Raw genomic sequence first — 18930 nt, forward strand, 5'->3', positions numbered from 1 at the left:
CGTCCTGTCAGTGCTCCGACGCACACCACTGTGCCCCACACCGGCCGGCGACGCAGGCGCGCCGCGACAGGGACCCCGGCCGCACGGCTGCGCCCCTGCGGTCAGTCCAGCGCGACGACCACCTCACCCGTGCCCGTCGCGCTCGTGCCGCCGGCGATGCGGACGGTGAACGGGCGGGCGGTGCCGCGGGCGGTGACCCGAAGGCGGGTGCCCTCGCGCAGGACGGTGAAGGTGGCGGCCGGGGTGCCCGTCAGGTCGGGCACCGTCACCTCGGCCGTGTAGTCCGCCGCGCCCGTGGGGTGGACGAGCAGGGTCGGGGTGTCCAGCCAGTCGCCGTCGGGGCGGCCGTCGTCGGAGGCGAGCGGCAGGACGGCGCCCTCGCGGACGTACAGCGGCAGGCTGTCGTAGGCGTGCCGCTCGATGCGCCACACCGGGCCGGTGACCCGCTCACCGCTCAGCAGGTGCGTCCAGGTGCCCTCCGGGAGGTAGACCTCGACCTCGCCGTCCTCCGTGAACACCGGGGCGACCAGCAGATCGGGCCCGAGCATGTACTGGCGGTCCAGCGGACGGCACGCCGGGTCGTGCGGGAACTCCAGGAGCATCGGGCGCATCACCGGGACACCGGTGCGGTGGGCCTCGGCCGCGGCACCGTAGAGATACGGCATGAGGCGGTGCTTGAGCAGCGTGAACCGCCGGGCGACCGCCACCGCCTCGTCGCCGAAGTTCCACGGCACGCGGTACGACGTCGAGCCGTGCAGCCGGCTGTGCGAGGAGAGCAGCCCGAAGGCGAGCCAGCGCTTGAACACCGCCGGGTCGGGCGTGCCCTCGAAGCCGCCGATGTCGTGGCTCCAGAAGCCGAACCCGCTCAGGGACAGGGACAGCCCGCCGCGCAGGGACTCGGCCATGGCCTCGAAGGACGCCCAGCAGTCGCCGCCCCAGTGCACCGGGTACTGCTGGCCGCCCGCGGTCGCGGAGCGCGCGAAGAGGACGGCCTCGCCCTCGCCCCGCTCCTTCAGCAGCAGTTCGAAGACGGTCCGGTTGTACAGGTGGGTGTAGTAGTTGTGCATCCGCTCCGGGTCGGAGCCGTCGTGCCAGACGACGTCGGTGGGGACGCGCTCGCCGAAGTCCGTCTTGAAGCAGTCCACACCCTGGTCGAGCAGCGTCTTGAGCTTGGTCTGGAACCAGGTGCGGGCGTCGGCGCTGGTGAAGTCGACCAGGCCCATGCCGGGCTGCCACAGGTCCCACTGCCACACGTCGCCGTTCGGGCGGCGCACGAGGTGGCCGAGGGCGGCCGCCTCCTCGAACAGCGGGGACTTCTGCGCGATGTACGGGTTGATCCACGCGCTGACCCTGAGGCCCTTGTCCCTGAGCCGGGCCAGCATGCCCTCCGGGTCGGGGAAGACGGCGGGATCCCAGGCGAAGTCGCACCACTGGTACTCGCGCATCCAGAAGCAGTCGAAGTGGAAGACCGTCAGCGGGATACCGCGCTCGGCCATGCCGTCCACGAAGGACGTCACCGTCGCCTCGTCGTAGTCCGTGGTGAAGGACGTCGTCAGCCACAGGCCGAACGACCAGGCGGGCGGCAGCGCCGGACGGCCCGTGAGAGCGGTGTAGCGGGCGAGGACGTCCTTGGGTGTGGGCCCGGCGATCACGTAGTACTCGAGACTCTGGTCCTCGACGCTGAACTGCACCTGGCCGACGGACTCGGAGCCGACCTCGAAGGAGACCCGGCCGGGGTGGTTGACGAAGACGCCGTAGCCGCGCGAGGAGAGGTAGAACGGGATGTTCTTGTAGGCCTGTTCGCTGCTGGTGCCGCCGTCCGCCTGCCAGATGTCGACGACCTGGCCGTTCTTGACGAACGGCGTGAAGCGCTCCCCGAGGCCGTAGACCTGCTCGCCCACGCCCAGGGCGAGCTGGGTGAGGACGTGGTGGGCGCCGTCCTCGGTGGTGGCGAAGGCGGTGCCCTTGGTGCCGGCCCGGGTCAGCTCCCGCCCGTCCGCGCCCTGGAAGGCCAGGGTCCAGGGGGCCGCCTCGTCCAGACGGAGGGTCAGCGGGCCGCTGGTCAGCTCCGTGACGGTGCCTTCGCGGCGCACGGCGCCCGCACCGTCCGCCTCGTACGTGAGGCCGAAGTCCGGGCCCGGACGGCGTCTTCCGGCGTGGTGCGTGACCCGGACGCCGATCACGCCCTCGGCCGGTGAGAAGCAGTCGACCGTGAGGAGCGGCGCGTTGAGCGTGTCCCCTCTCCGGGCCACCTTCCGCAGGGCGGCATAGGCAGTGAAGCGCTTCGATTCACTGCGTATGTCGCGGACCTCGGTGGCGTACGCGATCTGCACGCCGTCGCGGACGCGCCAGAAGCCGTTGGTGAACTTCATGTTCTTCCCTCGGGGGAGCTGGACGGGTGGGAGTGGGGCGCGGAGGCGTCGCCCGGCGTTTGATCGTACACAGAACACGTCTTCGGCGGACCGGTTCGGGCGTCGAGAAAGTCACTCTGAGCTGCCATGATCACGATTTTCCCGGTCGCCGCCCCGATGGGCCGCGCGCTAACGGAGATCTGCCCGGGTCTGGCGCCCGGCCCGGGTATGGCGTATTAGTCATGCCATTGAACAAACGCGTCCGGCAGTGCCGCCGGACGGTAGGACAGCAAGGGCCGTGCATGTCGAAGCGCTTCAATAAACGCTCCCGCAGTGCAGCGATACCACTCGCAGCCGTCTCCGCCCTGGTCGCCGGGGCCGCCCTGACCGGCTGCGGCCAGCAGCGCGACAGCTCCGTCTACACCGTGCTGAACTCGTCCACCGACGAGACGTACCACCGCTGGGACGCGGAGGCGATGGCGCGCTGCGGCACGAGGCTGGGCGTGACCGTCGAGCAGCAGAGCGTCCCGGCCGCGCAGGTGATGACGAAGGCCCTGCGCATGGCGTCCTCCAGGTCGCTGCCCGACGTCGTGCAGTTCGACGCCTCGGAGATGCCGACGTTCGCCGAGGCCGGCGGGCTGCTCGACCTGCGCACACTCGGACTGGGCACCGAGGACGTCCCGAAGGGCATCGTCGACTTCGGCTCCTACCGGGGCACGTACTACGGGGCCGCCCGGTCGGTGAACACGCTCGTCCTCTTCTACAACAAGGACATCCTCGACCAGGCCGGCCTGAAGGTGCCCGCCACCTGGGCCGAACTGCGGCGGACCGCGAAGGAGCTGACGCGCGGCAAGCGGTACGGCCTGGCGCTCAGCGCGGGCGGCGCCGAGGACGGCGTCTTCCAGTTCACCCCGTTCATGTGGTCCAACGGCGGGGACGAGAGACGGCTCGACGGGCCGAGGGTGGTGGAGGCGCTGGACTACTGGAAGAGCCTGCTCCGGGACGGCTCGCTGTCGAAGTCGACGGTGGGCTGGACGCAGGCCGACGTCAACGACCAGTTCATGGCGGGCAACGCCGCGATGATGATCAACGGCCCGTGGCAGGTCGAGACCCTGAACACCAAGAAGTCGCTGCACTGGGGCATCGCGCCGATCCCGGTGCCGAAGGCGGGGGAGAAGTCCGTGGGCCCGCTCGGCGGCGCCGTGCTCACCGTCCCGAAGACCGGCGACGCACGGCGGGAGCGGATGGCGGCGAGGATCGTCGCCTGCCTGTCGAGCGAGCGGGAGCAGCTGACGTACGCGCGCAACAGCTGGATGGTCCCGGCCAACGAGAAGGCCGCCGCCGCGTGGCGCAAGCAGGTGCCCGAACTGGACGCGCTGGCCGGCCAAGTGGCCGCGGCACGGTCCCGGACGGCCGAGCTCGGCGCCCGCTGGTCGGGCGTGTCGCTCGCCCTGCAGAGCGCCTTCCAGGCCGCCCTGACCGGCGAGTCCAGCCGGGCCGCTCTCCAGCGCGCCCAGCAGCGGGCCACGAGCGGGAACTGAGGTACGCGCAGATGACCACGTCCACCGCCACCGCACCCACCGCCCTGCCCGAGGCGCGCCGGCCGGCCCCCGCCCGGCTGCGGCGCCGGCGCAGGCTGGCCCAGTGGGGGTTCGTCGCCCCCGCGGCCCTGTTCATGCTGCTGTTCTTCGGCTACCCGCTCGTCCGTAACCTCCTGATGAGCTTCCAGCACTACACGCCGAAGACCTTCTTCACCGGCGAGGCGCCCCTCAACGGCCTGGACAACTGGTCGACGGTCCTCAAAGACGCCCTGTTCGGCAAGGCGCTGTGGCACACCCTCCTCTTCACGGCGGGGTCGCTGCTCGGCCAGTTCTGCGTCGGCCTCGCCCTCGCCGTCTTCTTCAGCCGGAAGTTCCCCCTCAACGGGGCCCTGCGCTCGCTGATCCTGCTGCCCTGGCTGGTGCCCATGGTGGTCTCCGGCATCGTCTGGCGGCGCATCCTCGACCAGGACACGGGTGTACTGAACTCCTTTCTCGACATCCTCGGACTGGACGGCCACACACCATGGTTGACCAGTCCACACATGGCCCTGCTGTCCGTCATCCTGGTCAACATCTGGATCGGCATCCCGTTCAACATGGTCATCCTGTACGGCGGCCTCCAGGAGGTCCCCCGCGAGCTGTACGAGGCGGCCGCCCTGGACGGCGCCTCCGCCTGGCGGACGTTCCGCTCGATCACCCTGCCGGTGCTCCGGCCCGTCGTCACGGTCGTCCTCGTCCTCGGCTTCATGTCGACGGTCAAGATCCTCGACCTGATCCTGGCCCTCACCGACGGCGGCCCCGCCGACGCCACCCAGACCCTGGGCACGCTCACCTACCAGAACTCCTTCGTCCGGCTGGACTTCGGGGCGGGTGCCGTCGTCGGCAACGTACTGATCCTGATCTCCGCGGTGTTCGCGGTGTTGTACCTGCGGGCCAACCGCACCGAGGGGAAGTGACCGACGATGTCCGCCGAACACGTGAAGCAGCACGCGAGCAGGCGCCGTTGGGGCTCCACCGCGGCCGGTGTGCTCGTCCTGTGCGTGATGCTGTTCCCGCTGTACTGGATGCTCGACACCGCGCTCCAGCCCGAGTCGGGGCTGCTGGAGGTCGACCCCGTGCCGCACCGCCTCGACCTGTCCGGTTTCTCCAGGGCGCTCGACGACCAGGGCGGCCACCTGCTGACGTCGCTGGTGGTCTCGCTCGGCGCGGTCGTCGTCTGCCTGGCGATCGCCGCTCCGGCGGCGTACGGGCTGGCCCGGTTCCGGTTGCCCGGCACCCGAACCCTCGTGTTCGGCACGCTGATCACGCAGATGGTGCCGGGGATCGTCGTCGCCAACGCGCTGTACACGTCGTACGTCGATCTGGGCCTGGTCAACTCCTACCCCGGCCTGATGCTCGCGGACGCCTCGCTGGGCATCCCCTTCTCGATCGTGCTGATGCGCTCGTTCATGGTGTCCATACCCGGCGAGGTGATCGAGGCGGCGCAGCTGGACGGGGCGGGCCGGCTGCGCACCTTCGTCCAGGTGGTGCTCCCGATGAGCCGCAACTCCCTCATCACCTCGGGCCTGTTCGCGTTCCTCTTCGCGTGGAGCGACTTCATGTTCGCGCTCACCCTCAACACCACCGACGACGTCAAGCCGATCACGCTCGGCATCTACCAGTACATCGGCGCGCACGTCGGCGACTGGGGCTCGGTGATGGCCGCGTCCGTGCTGTCCGCGATCCCCGCCGCGGTCCTCCTCGTCCTCGCGCAGAAGTACATCGCCGCCGGCCTCACCGGCGGATCCGTCAAGTGACCCCCGGAGCAGCGCACATGACCGACTTCCCGCGATTCCCCCCGGGCTTCGTCCTCGGCGCCGCCACCGCCTCCTACCAGATCGAGGGCGCGGCGGACGAGGACGGCCGCGGCCCGTCGATCTGGGACACCTACAGCCACACCCCGGGCCGGGTGGCCAACGGCGACACCGGTGACGTCGCCTGCGACCACTACCACCGCTACCGCGAGGACGTGGCGCTGCTGCGCGAACTCGGCGTCGACTCCTACCGGTTCTCGATCGCCTGGCCGCGCATCGTGCCCGACGGCTCGGGCCCGGTGAACCCCAAGGGCCTGGACTTCTACTCCCGCCTCGTCGACGAACTCCTCGAAGCGGGCATCGAGCCGGCCGCCACCCTCTACCACTGGGACCTGCCCCAGGCCCTCGAGGACCGCGGCGGCTGGCGGGTGCGGGAGACCGCCGAGCGGTTCGCCGCGTACACGGCCGCCGTCGCCGCGCACCTGGGCGACCGGGTGCCGCGCTGGATCACCCTGAACGAGCCGTGGTGCAGCGCCTTCCTCGGCTACTCCGTCGGCCGCCACGCCCCCGGCGCCCGGGAGGGCCGGGGCGCGCTCGCCGCCGCACACCACCTGCTGGTCGGGCACGGACTCGCGGTCCGGGCACTGCGGGCGGCCGGGGTGCGCGAGGTGGGCATCACCCTCAACCTCGACCGCAACCTGCCCGCGACCGACTCCGCCGCCGACCGGGCCGCCGCCCTCCGCGCCGACACCCAGCACAACCTCGTGTGGACCGAGCCGCTGCTCGCGGGCCGCTACCCGCGGACCGAGGAGGAGACCTGGGGCGAGCTGATCGGCGGCCAGGACTTCCGGCGCGCCGGCGACCTGGCAGTCATCGGGCAGCCGCTGGACTTCCTCGGCATCAACTACTACCGCCCGATCGTCGTCGCCGACGCCCCGCACCGGGAGACCGACCCGGCACGGCGCACCGCGACGGACAACCGGTACACGGAGGTACGGCTGGAGGGGGTACGGCACACGGCGATGCGGTGGCCGGTCGTCCCGGACAGCTTCACCGACCTGCTGGTGCACCTGAAGGAACGGTACGGCGACGCGCTGCCGCCGATCCTCATCACGGAGAACGGCTCCGCCGAACACGACGAGGCCGGCGCGGACGGCACGGTGCACGACAGCGACCGGGTCGCCTACCTGCGCGACCACCTCACCGCGCTGCGGGCGGCCCTGGACGCGGGTGTGGACGTACGCGGGTACTACGTCTGGTCCCTGCTGGACAACTTCGAGTGGGCCCTCGGCTACGGCAAGCGGTTCGGCATCGTCCGCGTCGACTACGCCACCCAGCGGCGCACCCCGAAGGACAGCTACCACTGGTACCGGGCACTGATCGCCGCCCAGCGGGCCTGACGGGCACCGGCGCCCGCCCGTCCTCGCGGCCGGCCACCGGCCCACCGCACCGACTGGTGCTCAGGGACTGCGGACCGCGCGCGTCCTGGCGCACGGAGAAGGCGGCCTTCAGAGCCGCGACCCGTCCTCGGCCTGCCCGCGCGAACTCCGGTACGCCGTGGGGGTCGTGCCCGTCGCGGTGCGGAAGGCGCGGGTGAAGTCGGACGCCCTCGGATAGCCCCAGCGGGCCCCGATCGCGCTGACGGGTGTGGCCTGGAGCAGGGGGTCCGCGAGGTCCCGGCGGCAACGGGCGATCCGTTCCCGGCGGATGAACCCGTTCACGGTCGTGCCGTGCGCCTGGAAGACACGGTGCAGGTAGCGCGGCGAGATGTTGTGCGCCGCCGCGACCGTGGCCGGTCCCAGGGCGGTGTCGTGCAGGTGCTCGGTGATGAACGCCGTGATCTGCCGGTACAGCGTCGCCGTGCGGCTCTCCGGCGGCAGCGCGGACGTCCGGTCGGCGCGCCGGGCGATGACCGCCGCGGCCAGGTCGACGACGGTCGCGCCGAGCCTGTGCCGGTCGGCGGCGGTCAGGTCGGGCTCCGCCTGCGCCAGGCCGGCCAGGGTCTGGTGGAAGACGTGCCCGACGCCGTCGGCCGCGCCGAGGTCCGTCCCGCACAGCGGGGCGACCACACGGTCGGGCAACGGCATCATCCGCCGGGGGAACTGCACGACCAGGGCACCGCAGCTGCCCGGACCGCGGGCCGACGCCTCGAAGGGCCGGGAGCTGTCGTACAGGACGATCTCACCGGGACCGAGGACGCTGTGGTGCCGCGCCTGCTCGATGCCCTGCCGTCCCGAGGTGATGACGGCGATCTGGTACTGCTCGGGATCCGACTCGCGGATCAGGCGGGGGGAGCGGTAGCTGACCAGCTGCGTGTACGAGATCGCCGACAGCTGCACCGGCCCGAGCGCCATGGCCCGTATGCGCGCTTCGAAGTTCGGGGGGTCGGTGAACCGGAGGCGGGTCGTCACCAGGGCCTGCGCGGTGGCCTCCACCCAGGCGGCAGTTCGCTCGGAGGTCGGTAAACAGGACGTGTCCAGGACGGTCATCATGACGTTTCCCCGTGGCGTCACCGGTGTCGCTCGGTCAACCAGCACTGTCCGTCACCGCGGGCCGCCGACGAAAGACGCTTCTTCGTCAATCGGCATGTGCGCCGCGTGCCAAGCAGTGTGCGCCGTGTGCTCACGACGCGGGGTGGGGCGAGCGGGCAGGCTCGGATCGCACCGCCGCACTCCGGGTGGTGCGTCCATGAGATGGGAGGATCTTTCGTGCGGACGTCACACAAGGTCGGCCTCGCCGCGGCCGCCGCGCTGCTCGGCGCGGCCGGCATGCTCGCCCCCGCCGCCTCTGCCCAGCCCCGGGCGGCGGCGGCACCGTCCGACTGCCCGAAGTACTACTTCTGCGGCTACAAGCAGGCGAACTTCGAGGGCCTGTCCTTCAGGTTCAAGGACTGTTACCTGCAGGAGATCCCCGACGGCCTGAACAGCGGCGGGTCCTGGTACAACAACCAGTCGGCAGGGACGAAGGCCCGCATGTACGACAAGAACAAGAAGCTCATCTACACCACCCCGGGCGCCCCCTCCTCGGACGCCCACGCGGACTGGGGCCCCGTCTGGTACGTCGACGCCTGCTGACCCCACGCGACTCCCGGCCGGGGCACCCCACGGGGCCCCGGCCGCCTCGCCTCGTCAGCCGGAACAGTCCCGCGTCGTCGAAGGCCCAGCGGGCCGGCGACCGGCAGGCCCGAGCCTCCCGCAGCCGGAACCGTACCGTCGGGCTCTGCCGGGTCGGAAATATGGGTATACGCCCACATAAGGGACACACCTCCGGGAGGTGCGATGAGTGAGCAGCCCATGCTTCTTCCCTACGCCGACCCGGCCTTCGTGGCGGACCCCTTCCCGCTCTACCGGCGGCTGCGTGAGGACGGCCCGGTCCGGCGGGCGGTCATCGCCGGGGGCCTGGACGCCTGGCTGGTCACACGCTACGAGGACGGGCTGGCCGCGCTGTCCGATCCGAGGCTGAGCAGCGATGTGCGGGACGCCTCGGACCCCCGCTTCACCGCACAGCTGCCCGACTTCGAGCGGGAATCGCTGATGAGCACCATGCTCCGCTCCGACCCGCCCGACCACACCCGTCTGCGCCGCCTGGTCTCGAAGGCGTTCACCGCCCGCCGGGTCGCCGAGCTGCGGCCCCGGATCCAGGAGATCACCGACCGGCTGCTCGACGCGGTGGTGCCGGCCGGCCGGGCCGAACTCGTGGCCGACTTCGCCCTGCCGCTGCCGGTCACCGTCATCAGCGAGATGCTCGGCGTACCCGTGGACGACCGGCACGACTTCCAGCGGTGGACCGACGCCATGCTCGTCCGAGGCGAACGGATGCCCGACCCGGCCGTCGTCAACGAGGCGTGGCAGCGGATGCGCGCCTATCTGACCGCGCACCTCGAAGCCAAGCGCGCCCGGCCGGGAGACGACCTGCTCAGCGCGCTGATCAGCGCCCATGACGAGGAGCAGCGGCTCAGCCGGGACGAGCTGATCGCCATGGCCTTCCTGCTGCTGGTGGCCGGGTACATCACCACGGTCAACCTGATCGGCGGCGGTATCGCCGCACTCCTCGCCCACCCCGACCAGCTGACCCTGCTGCGCGATCATCCGGAACTGCTCCCTGACGCGATCGAGGAGTTCCTCCGCTACGACGGCCCGGTCAGTCCCGGCATCATCCGCTTCGCCCGCGAGGACGTCGAGATAGCGGGCGTGACCGTGCCACGCGGCGCGACCGTACTCGTCGCGTCCGCGATCGCCGACCGGGATCCGGACCGGTTCCCCGCCCCCGACCGGCTGGACGTCACCCGGCGCGACAACGGCCACCTGGCCTTCGGACACGGCATCCACTACTGCCTGGGCGCACCACTCGCCCGGCTGGAGGGCGAGATCGCCATCGGAACCGCCCTGCGCCGCCTGCCGAACCTCACCCTGGCCGTACCACCGGCCGAGCTGACCTGGCGCCCCGGCGGCCTACGCGGCCCGGCGCACCTCCCGGTCACCTTCACCCCGGCCGACCGGACGGAGGCATCCCCGCGTCAGGTCGCCTGAGCGGCAGCCCCATGCCGTACCGGAGGCCCGGACCGCGGCGACCGGCGACTTCACGCGTGCGGCCACTCAGCCGGAAACCGAGTACGCCGACGCACGGTGACGCGCGCGGCCGGTGTCCACCCTGGCCCGAGCGAACCGTCCCCGTCCGGATCGAGCCGACCCGTACAGGGTGGCCCTCCACGCCGCCCGCGCCGGGACGGCCGGCGCCGGCCGGTGAGGGCGTAAGCCGGCAGGGGGCGGAGGCGGCGGGCTCCGCGGAGGCCTCCTCACGTCCCGGCCTTGTACACCTCGCCGACGTTCGGGCGCGCTGCCGGGCGGTGCCGGCCGGCCGGGCCCTCCGCGAAGGCGCGCATGACGTTCTCCGTCGTGCGGGTCACGAAGGCGCGGGTGCGGGCGTCCATCCCGTGGTCACGGCCGCCGTCCCGGGTGCCGGCCATGAGGGCCTCCACCCAGCGCATGGTGCCGGTGGCGAACACGCCCGCGCCGCTCGGGGCCGTGTAGTAGGCCGAGTCGCTGTGGCTACGGCGGCCACCGCACACCAGGGGGGAGTGGGCCGTTATCTCCAGCGGCTCGGGGACCGGTGCCGTGGGGGTGACCCGGTCGTACTCGACGCCGACCAGGTGGTCGAAGCCGTCGCCGGGCCGGGCGCCCGTCCCCTCGTACAGCCAGTGGTCCGCCGCGTGGACGACGTACGGCGCGTCCGTCGGATAGCCCTCGTAGAGCACTCCCGTGAGCGACGACTCGGGATCCGGCGCCGGAGCCTGGCGGAAGTCGGTGGTCGCCAGGGCGGGCCGGGTGGCGTAGAGGGGATCGGCCCGCACGGAGGACTTGTAGCAGACGAGCGTGCGGTCCGGCCGCGTCTCCCCCTCCTCCAGACGGACCCGGCGGAAACAGGTGTTGGCACCGAGGAACAGCACATTGGTGCCGGCGTCGCGGGCCTCGGTGACGTGCCGGCGCTGCTGTGCGGTCCAGTACTCGTCGTGCCCCAGACAGACGACCGCGGCCGCGCCGCGCAGGATCCCCGGGTCGCGGTGCACATCCGTCCCGGTCGTGTAGGCGAGGGATATGCCGAGCCGCTCCGCCAGCACCACGGCCGCCCGTTCGTACACCATGAACTTCTCCGCGCCGTCGGCGTCGTAGGGCCGGTCGAAGCTGACGGCCAGGGAGCGGGTGGCGTACGCGCCGGAGCCGCCGGCGTAGAGGCTGTAGCCGCCCCACCGGTTGTACGCCTGCCAGGTCGCCGGGGCGTGGATCAGGACCGTACGGCCCGCGCCCCGCGTGGAGCGCACGATCAGTGGGATGTAGCGCTGGTGGCCGCTGTCCGCCTCCAGCCGCAGCAGATACGCGCCCTCCGGCCAGCCGGCCGTGCCGAACGTGAGGGTGCGCGGCCAGTCCGCGCGCACGGTGCGGGTGCCGGACAGGAAGCGGGGTTCCGGCTGGACACGGCCCCGTATCCGCTCCGACGACCACACGAGCCGGGCCTGCGCCCCGCCGTACCAGCCGACGCGGAAGGCCGAGACCCGGAAGGAGGCCGCGGTCGTCGAGACGTACAGGCCGCACTCCTCGCCCGGGGTCACGCTCACCCGGTCCGTGTAGCCGGCGACGGCCGGAGCGGGACCCCGGGACGTGATACGCCAATCGGGTGTCCCCGGCCGGTCCCGTTCCGCTTCGGGCCGGTGGGAGCCGGCCGCCCGGCCGGGCGTACGCGGGGGAGCGGTCGCGTCGCAGGCGGCGGCCGTCACCGAGGCGAGCCCGAGCCCGGCGCACGCTCCGACGAAGCGCCTGCGCCCCAGTCGCCGTCCGTGTGCCGCTCCGGGCGCCGCTCCGTGCTCCGGCCCCTCTCGCCCGGCTGAATCCACGCCCATCACGCCTCCCGCACCTGGGCTCTCGCTTGTCCTGCTCTCCGGCCAAGGTGACACAGCGACGCGGGCAGCGCGCTCCTACCGGGACCCGCTCAAACCACGGCACATCACTCCGATAACATGTTCGAACTCTCGATGGTAAGCGGCATTGTTTTTCCTCTATCGAACCCATTCGAACAAGACGGCCAGAAGATTGAAATCCAGAGCGTCACGGGTCATCCCGCAGGAAATCGGCAGAACCGTGTGGGCCGCATGGCCTCGACAGCGAGCGAAGGTGTGGGCCGCAGCGGGTGTGGCGGCTCTGGGATTCCTCGTCGCGCTGGAGATCGTCGCACGCCGCTACGGTCAACCGGGACCGGTCACCAGCCAGGTGGGGGAGCTGATATTCGCTCCCAAACCGGGGCCGCTGTACGGCGGCCTGGCGCTGATGATGGTCGTGCTCACCTGGCGGCAACGGTTCATCGCGGCCGGGATCGCGATCGCGATCGACGTCGGCTTCGTGCTCGTACGGTGGGCGGTCGACGCCGAGATGACCGACGGCCGCTGTTTCGGCAACGGCGCGTTGTGGGTGATGCTCGGATACGGGGTCATCGCCGTGACCCGCCGCACCGGTGAGGAACGCGTCCTCCTGCTCAAGGGCGTCGGGCTGGGCCTGCTGCTGGTGGCCGGCCGCAAGACCGGCGACACCTGGCTGTTCATCACGTCCAAGACCCGCCCGACGGTGCTCGACCCGTACGTGGCAACCGCCGACCACGCGCTGGGCAACCCGTCATGGCTGGCAGGCCGGATCGTCAGGGCCACCGACCCGGTCGGCCCCCACCTTCTCCACCTGGTCTACGGGCAGCTCGCGGTCGCCGCGGTCGTCGTCGCGCTCTACCAGCTGCGGAACGTGGCGGTCGAGCGCCGCTTCCCGAGCCACCACCTGGTGCGCACCTTCCTGGTGATCGGCCTCATCGGACCGGCCATCTACATGATCTTCCCGGTGGTCGGGCCGGTCTTCGCCTACGGCCCGGGTGCCTCCGGCACCGGCGGCGTCCAGTGGGCGCTGGCCAACCTGTGGCCGGACACGCCTCCGTCGATCACCACCCCGCACCCGATGTCGTACGACGAGATAACCCCCCGCAACTGCATGCCCAGCCTGCACACGGCGTGGGCCACCGCGATATTCATCCACACCCGCAAAGGCCCACGTCTTCTGCGCGCAGCAGGACTGTTCTGGCTGACAGCCACGCTCGTCGCCACGCTGGGCTTCGGTTACCACTACGGTGCCGATCTCGTCGCCGGTGTCGTGTTCGCGCTCACCATAGAAACGGCGCTGCGCGCGTTCGACCGCGGCTGGGACAGACGAGCAATTTTGTTCGTCGGCTACGGCATCACGGTATTCGCCGCGCTCTTGGTGTCGTACCGCTACCTGCCGATGCAGTTGGCCGAATACCGAGCGGCCTTCGGGCCGCTTCTCCTTCTGGCGATGGCCTCGGTGGTCTACGGCTACCTACGCACCACCAGAGCATGGGAACCGGCCGCCGCCCCCGCACCCCTGACGGACCCGCAACCCGAACTCGTCTGAGCTCGCCCTGTGCAGGCGTCCGGACCGCCCTTGGCGAAGGACTGCTCGGTGCAGTAGGTGAATGACCGGGTGGTTTCAGAGCGCGCGCACGGCCCGGGGCGAGGCGCCCAGTTCCCGGCGGCAGGCCTTGTTGAACGCCTGGAGGTCGGGAATGCCGACCGTGGCGGCGACCGCGGAGATGGACAGCGTGGACTCGCGCAGCAGGTGGCGCGCGCGTTCCAGGCGGCGGCGACGGATGTAGGCGACGACCGTGTCGCCGGTCGCCGCGCGAAAGAGCCGGGTGAGGTGGTTGTGGGAGACCCCGGCGGCGCGGGCCACACCCGGGACGGTGAGCCGGTCGGCGAGCCGCGCCTCGATGTAGGAGATCGCGGCGGTGACGGCCGGGTGGGGCCCGTCCCCGGGGCCCTGCGGGGCGGCCGGGGTGAGGTGACAGACACGCCACAGGGCGGCCCAGACCTCGGCCGAGGCCCGGAGCGGGACGCTCGGCCACGCGGCGACGGCTTGCAGCATCAGGGCCGACACCGTGGGCAGTTCAGGCCCCGCGTCCTGCATCACGGGCACCGTCCGGGACTCACCGGTGGCGGGCAGCCGCAGGTGGGCGTACAGATGCTCGGAGCGGCCACGGTAGCGGTACCGGACGGTCGTGCCGGGCGGGACCAGGCTGACCCGGCCCGGGCGGACGGCGTGGGGTGTGCCGTCGACGGTGAGTTCGGCCTCGTAACGGTACAGGTGCAGCTGCCACAGGTCCGGCAGCCGGAACACGTCCGTGTGCCCGGCCGGCCCGTGGACCCCGACGCCGACGCTCGCCACGACGGGCGGCTCGTCCAGGCGGACCACGACCTCGAACACGGTGAAAACCTACCAGTGATGGTGAGCCGGGCCCACGCGCCCGACGCGATGCGCTCCCTACCGTGGGGGCATGACGACAACCAGGGAGCACCTGCTCAGCTCGGTGCGGATGGCGCACTTCGTCGCACACGGCTCACTGCGCCTGGACGCCGTGGTACCGGCGGAGCTGAACGCCGAGGCCATGGAGGTCTTCCGGGCCGGCGTCCCGCCCGTGCCGTACGGCACACCGGTCGCCGAGGCCTACCCCGAGGGAAGCTTCGCGCGGCGACTGGTCGAACTGCCCGAGATCGCGGGCGCGTTGCGCAGCCTGGTCGGGCCCGACCCGCACATCGACCACCACTTCGTGCACGTCCGGGGGCCGTACGAGGGCCAGGCACAGCCGCTGCACGCCGACGCGATCATCGACGTGCGGAACGACGCGTTCGACGTCCAGCTCATGTACTACCCCCAGGAAGTGACCCTGGAGATGGGCGGCACCCTCAGCGTGCCCGGCAGCCATCTACGGCGCACGAACGAGAGCGACACCGGCCGGTACCAGAACCTGCGCGGCCAGGACCGCCTGGTCTGCCCGGCGGGCACCGTGGTGTTTCTGCACCACGGACTCTGGCACGGCGGCCGGCGCAACGACAGCGGCGTCCCGCGCTACATGTTCAAGATCCGCTTCAACCCGACCGTACGGCAACGGCGGCTGTGGGACACCACGGACCTCTCGGACCCGCGGGTGGCCGCCGAGCTGAACACCGTCTTCCCCTGGTACGAGGGCGCGACCGCGCGTCTGGAGGTCTACAACCGCGTCCTGTGGTGGCGGGAGTTGACCGGCGACGAGGACTTCGACCTGGAGTACTGGGTCACCCGTGTCTCCAACCGACCGCAGGAGCTGCCGGCATGACCGCGGACGTCCCACCCGTCACCCCCGCACTCCGGCAGCGGTTGCTGGTGCTGTACCTGAGCACGTCGGCACTGGACTCCGCGGTCGTCGGCTGGTCGCTCTACGACGGCACCGGCCGCACGTCCCCCACCACGGGTGACGGCGACGAACCCCCCTACGAGACCGGCGTGGCCGCCCTGTGCGACGGCTGGCGTCTGATCCAGGCGGCCCAGCTGATCCCGCCGTATCCCGGGCACGAGTACGACGTCTCGTTCCTGAAGCACGAGTTCCTCTTCGAGCAGTTGGTGGAACCGCCCGGTACCGGCCGGTGACCGCGGCACGCGCTTCACCGGCCCTGGGCGAGGTCAGAGCATCGCCGGGCGCCGCCACTCCTTCCCGAGCACATGGTGGTCGAGGAAGTTCAGCACCGTCTCGTACATCACCCGGATGTGGTTCGGCGCCCCGATGGTGTGCCCCTCGGTGGGGAAGTGCAGGAAGGTGACCGGCACGCCCAGCCGCTGGAGATCGCTGTGCAGGCTGAGCGCTTGGCCCATCGGCACGCGGTAGTCCCTCCCGCCGTGCACGAGCAGCATCGGCGTCGTCAACCCCGCCGCGTGCAGGTGCGGTGAGTTGGCCTCGTACCGCTCCCGCTGCGTCCGCGGGTCGCCGAAGATCTTGTGGAAGTAGGCGTGCATGTCCGTGTCGGTCTGCAACGCCTCCAGGTTCCACATCCCGGCGGCCGACACGATCGCCTTGAAGCGGTCGGTGAGTGTCGCTGCCACGTTGGCCAGATAGCCTCCGTAGGACCAGCCGGCGAGGGCCGTCCGGGTCGTGTCGAGGTCGGCGCGTGCCAGTGCCGCGTCCGTCAGCGCGATGACGTCACGGTAGGGCCGACCGCCGTACTGCCCCCGGCCGCGCTCCTGCATCCGTTGGCCGTAGCCGGTGGACAGGGCCGGGTCCGGGAGCAGCACCGCGTAGCCGCGGGCCACGAACGGCCAGGGGTTCCAGGACCACGTCCAGGCGCTCCAGGACGCCTGCGGTCCACCGTGCGGTACGACGAGCAAGGGCGCGGGACGCTCGGACGACGCGCCCTCGGGCAGGACGAGCCAGCCGCGCAGGGCGAAACCGTCGTCCCCCTGTGCGTGCACCTCGGTCAGGGTGCCGGGCAGCGGGCCGAGGTCGCCGGGGGCCTTGAGGAAGGCGGGTTGCTGGTCGGGTGCGGCGGCGTCCAGGCGCACCACGCGGGGCGGACTGTCGATCGCGCTGCGCAGCGCGTACAGGGTGGTCCCATCGGATGTCACACAGAGCGAGGTGTGGGCGCCGGAGGCGGTCAGGCGGGTGATCGTGCCGTCCGCGTCACGACGGAAGACCGGGCAGTGCCCCTGCTCGTCCCCGGTGAACCACACCGTGCCGTCTCCGGGAATCGGCGACGGAACCGGGCGTCCCGGCCACGGCCAGTTGTCGAACTCCGCGAGCAGATCGGTCTCTTCGACCTCGTCGCCCTCCCCGCCGGTACTCAGGTCGAACGCCACGAGGGTGACGCGCCACTCGGTGTCGTACGTCTCCTCCTGCTGGCGTTGGCAGATCAGCGTCGAGCCGTCGGCCGTGAACACCGGGCGGTAGTACTGCCGGCCGGGGCGGGAGAGCGCGTGGCGCTGCACACCGGTGGCCGCGTCGGCGATCACCACGGTGTTCGTGTCCGGGGTACGGCCGGTGGCGGCCCGTATGTAGGCCACCAGGGAACCGTCCGGAGACAGGGCCATGTCCGCGGAGCCCACAAGCCCCTGGCTGCCGGCGTTCACCGAGGACCCGTCGGCGCGCAGGACGAACGTGTGCGGTTCCTCGGGCCCGAGGGCCGCGCTCCAGGCACCGGTCGCGGTCTCGTCGTACAAGGCAGCGGTGACCATGGCCTTCTCCCGCACACGGCGGAACTCTGCGTACGCCGCGATGTCCGCCGCGTCCGGCAGCAGTTCACCGGTGTAAGCGACCACGTCGGCATCCGCCGCGGCGGTGAAGGCGTACACGCCTCCGGGGTGGTGGGCGATCCGGCGGGCCTCGCCGCTCTCGGACAGGGCCCACAACGAGTCACCGCCGGACTCCTCACCGGCGGTGTCCCGCCGCTCGCCGCCGGACAGGAACAGCAGCGTCCCGTCAGCGGCGAACGCGGGATCGGAGTCACCCTCGACGGAACGAGCCAGGAGACGGGCCTCACCCCCGCCCGAGGGATCGACCTCCCACAGCGTCATCACGCGCCCGGTCCCCTCCTCGTCGACCGACTGCACGGACGCGATCAGACGCGCCCCATCAGGCGCCAACGCCAGGTCGGTCAGCCGGGAGTGTGCGGCCAACAGGTCGTGGAACGCGGCGGTGTCGTCTCGGTCGCAGGTCATGACGATCATCCTGCCCGCCGAAGGGGTTCAGGGGAAGCGACTACCAGGGCACTCGGCCGACCTTGTCGAAGTACCCGCCGGTCGGGCCGTCCGGACCCAACTGGGCCATCCGGACGATGACTTCGGCGCCCTCCTCGACGGTCTGTGCGCCCTCGTGCCGGTTCAGGTCCGTCGCGGTGTAGCCGGGCTCCACGGCGTTGATCCTCATGCGCGGGAACGCCTTGGCGTACTGCACGGTGAGCATGTTGACGGCGGTCTTGGACGTCGGATAGGCAGCACCCGGATAGCCCTTGCCGGCCTGGGCCAGCGAGGCCAGGCCGCTGCTGACATTGACCACGACCGGGGCGGTGGAGCGTTCCAGCAGGGGCAGAAAGGCGTGGGTCACCCGGACCAGACCGAAGACGTTGGTCTCGAACACCTCCCGCATCACGTCGGCGGTCAGTTCCGCGGCGCCGATGATGTCGCCCTGCGGTGAACGCACCTCGATTCCGGCGTTGTTGACCAGGACGTCCAACCCGCCGCCGGCCTCGACGGTGGCCACGGCGGCGGCGACCGACGCGTCATCGGTGACATCGAGCTGCACGAACCGCGCCCCGAGCTCGGCCGCGGCGGCCGAGCCCCGCTCGATGCTGCGCGCTCCCACGTAGACGGTGTGCCCCGCGGCGATCAGACGGCGGGCCGTCTCGTGGCCGAGGCCCTTGTTGGCCCCGGTGATCAAGATTGTTGTCATGGGGAACAGTCTTCCTCCGGGTCGATGCGATCGACCAACGGTTTACGACGCCCGCCGGCCCAGGGCACTCCGCCCCGCCCCGTGCCGGTCACTGCCGTTCCAGCGCGGCCAGCCGTAGCTCGAGCTGGTCAACCCGGTGTCGTAGCAGGGCGACCTGAGCCTCAAGGCTGACTTCGCGTTCCGCCCTGCGCTGGATGCGCGGTGACGCTGCGGCTCGCTCGGTCACCGCGTCCAGCCGGACCAGCCGCTGCGGCCCGTTCGGGCCGTCCACCAGCCGGGACTGGATCTCGCCGTTGCGGTACCAGGACCGCAGCGCCGAGCGGGAAACCCCGGTCTCCGCTTCCGCCTTGGCCAGCGTCACCCAGGGCGTCCCGTCCAACTGCTCGAACAGCTCCAGCTCGTTCTGCCAGCGCGCGAGCCGGTCCTCCCAGTCCGACGGCGTCTCCATCG

16 protein-coding genes are annotated in these 18930 nt (G+C 71.4%); 9 read left to right on the forward strand and 7 right to left on the reverse strand.

The genetic code is table 11. The features are described 5' to 3' along the window. Nucleotides 1–101 precede the first annotated feature (101 nt). Nucleotides 102–2372, reverse strand: coding sequence for an alpha-xylosidase (gene yicI / locus ACZ3ZD_RS27670; RefSeq protein ID WP_467402705.1), 2271 nt, complete (start codon nucleotides 2370–2372; stop codon nucleotides 102–104). A 281-nt stretch (nucleotides 2373–2653) separates the two neighbouring features. Here yicI and ACZ3ZD_RS27675 point away from each other — a divergent pair, with 281 nt between their 5' ends. From ACZ3ZD_RS27675 to ACZ3ZD_RS27690, 4 genes are read left to right on the forward strand one after another with little or no spacing between them, the layout of a single operon-like run. Then, a complete protein-coding gene (locus ACZ3ZD_RS27675) occupies nucleotides 2654–3892 on the forward strand; it encodes an ABC transporter substrate-binding protein (protein WP_467402707.1) in 1239 nt (412 codons plus the stop codon). Between the two features lie 11 nt (nucleotides 3893–3903). Continuing rightward, nucleotides 3904–4848 carry a carbohydrate ABC transporter permease gene (locus ACZ3ZD_RS27680; RefSeq protein ID WP_467402710.1) on the forward strand — a complete coding sequence of 315 codons (945 nt, stop codon included), beginning with the start codon at nucleotides 3904–3906 and terminating at the stop codon, nucleotides 4846–4848. A gap of 6 nt (nucleotides 4849–4854) precedes the next feature. After that, nucleotides 4855–5688: a carbohydrate ABC transporter permease gene (locus tag ACZ3ZD_RS27685; RefSeq protein WP_467402712.1), complete on the forward strand. Its 834-nt coding sequence runs from the start codon at nucleotides 4855–4857 to the stop codon at nucleotides 5686–5688. Nucleotides 5689–5705: 17 nt separating this feature from the next. Continuing rightward, on the forward strand, nucleotides 5706–7085 hold the full coding sequence (locus ACZ3ZD_RS27690; protein ID WP_467402715.1) for a GH1 family beta-glucosidase: 1380 nt from the start codon (nucleotides 5706–5708) through the stop codon (nucleotides 7083–7085). A gap of 108 nt (nucleotides 7086–7193) precedes the next feature. On the opposite strand, the gene ACZ3ZD_RS27695 is transcribed toward ACZ3ZD_RS27690, so the two are convergent. Beyond that, the gene (locus ACZ3ZD_RS27695) at nucleotides 7194–8177 is read right to left on the reverse strand and encodes an AraC family transcriptional regulator (protein ID WP_467402717.1); all 984 of its coding nucleotides are present in this window, start codon (nucleotides 8175–8177) and stop codon (nucleotides 7194–7196) included. A 216-nt stretch (nucleotides 8178–8393) separates the two neighbouring features. Here ACZ3ZD_RS27695 and ACZ3ZD_RS27700 point away from each other — a divergent pair, with 216 nt between their 5' ends. Then, entirely contained in the window at nucleotides 8394–8759 is a 366-nt protein-coding gene (locus ACZ3ZD_RS27700) for a peptidase inhibitor family I36 protein (RefSeq protein WP_467402719.1), read from the forward strand. Nucleotides 8760–8963: 204 nt separating this feature from the next. Next, a complete protein-coding gene (locus tag ACZ3ZD_RS27705) occupies nucleotides 8964–10214 on the forward strand; it encodes a cytochrome P450 family protein (RefSeq protein WP_467402722.1) in 1251 nt (416 codons plus the stop codon). Nucleotides 10215–10480: 266 nt separating this feature from the next. Here the strand turns inward: ACZ3ZD_RS27705 and ACZ3ZD_RS27710 are convergent, their stop codons facing one another. Next, nucleotides 10481–11797 carry a N,N-dimethylformamidase beta subunit family domain-containing protein gene (locus ACZ3ZD_RS27710; RefSeq protein ID WP_467402725.1) on the reverse strand — a complete coding sequence of 439 codons (1317 nt, stop codon included), beginning with the start codon at nucleotides 11795–11797 and terminating at the stop codon, nucleotides 10481–10483. Between the two features lie 520 nt (nucleotides 11798–12317). Between ACZ3ZD_RS27710 and ACZ3ZD_RS27715 the strand changes: the two genes are divergently transcribed. After that, nucleotides 12318–13643: a phosphatase PAP2 family protein gene (locus ACZ3ZD_RS27715; protein ID WP_467402728.1), complete on the forward strand. Its 1326-nt coding sequence runs from the start codon at nucleotides 12318–12320 to the stop codon at nucleotides 13641–13643. Nucleotides 13644–13718: 75 nt separating this feature from the next. Here the strand turns inward: ACZ3ZD_RS27715 and ACZ3ZD_RS27720 are convergent, their stop codons facing one another. Beyond that, nucleotides 13719–14492, reverse strand: coding sequence for an AraC family transcriptional regulator (locus ACZ3ZD_RS27720; protein ID WP_467402730.1), 774 nt, complete (start codon nucleotides 14490–14492; stop codon nucleotides 13719–13721). Nucleotides 14493–14562: 70 nt separating this feature from the next. Here ACZ3ZD_RS27720 and ACZ3ZD_RS27725 point away from each other — a divergent pair, with 70 nt between their 5' ends. Next, complete coding sequence (locus ACZ3ZD_RS27725) at nucleotides 14563–15381, forward strand: phytanoyl-CoA dioxygenase family protein (RefSeq protein ID WP_467402733.1); 819 nt, start codon at nucleotides 14563–14565, stop codon at nucleotides 15379–15381. Beyond that, the gene (locus ACZ3ZD_RS27730; protein ID WP_467402735.1) at nucleotides 15378–15692 is read left to right on the forward strand and encodes a hypothetical protein; all 315 of its coding nucleotides are present in this window, start codon (nucleotides 15378–15380) and stop codon (nucleotides 15690–15692) included. The genes ACZ3ZD_RS27725 and ACZ3ZD_RS27730 overlap by 4 nt, the downstream gene beginning before the upstream one ends. Before the next feature lie 33 nt (nucleotides 15693–15725). Here the strand turns inward: ACZ3ZD_RS27730 and ACZ3ZD_RS27735 are convergent, their stop codons facing one another. The 3 genes from ACZ3ZD_RS27735 to ACZ3ZD_RS27745 form a co-directional block, all read right to left on the reverse strand. Next, entirely contained in the window at nucleotides 15726–17750 is a 2025-nt protein-coding gene (locus tag ACZ3ZD_RS27735) for an alpha/beta fold hydrolase (protein WP_467402739.1), read from the reverse strand. Between the two features lie 40 nt (nucleotides 17751–17790). Further along, the gene (locus tag ACZ3ZD_RS27740; protein WP_467402741.1) at nucleotides 17791–18480 is read right to left on the reverse strand and encodes an SDR family NAD(P)-dependent oxidoreductase; all 690 of its coding nucleotides are present in this window, start codon (nucleotides 18478–18480) and stop codon (nucleotides 17791–17793) included. Nucleotides 18481–18568: 88 nt separating this feature from the next. Continuing rightward, a complete protein-coding gene (locus tag ACZ3ZD_RS27745) occupies nucleotides 18569–18928 on the reverse strand; it encodes an excisionase (RefSeq protein ID WP_467402744.1) in 360 nt (119 codons plus the stop codon). Between the last annotated feature and the right edge of the window lie 2 nt (nucleotides 18929–18930).

The sequence above is a fragment of the Streptomyces sp. NPDC023481 genome (assembly GCF_055560195.1).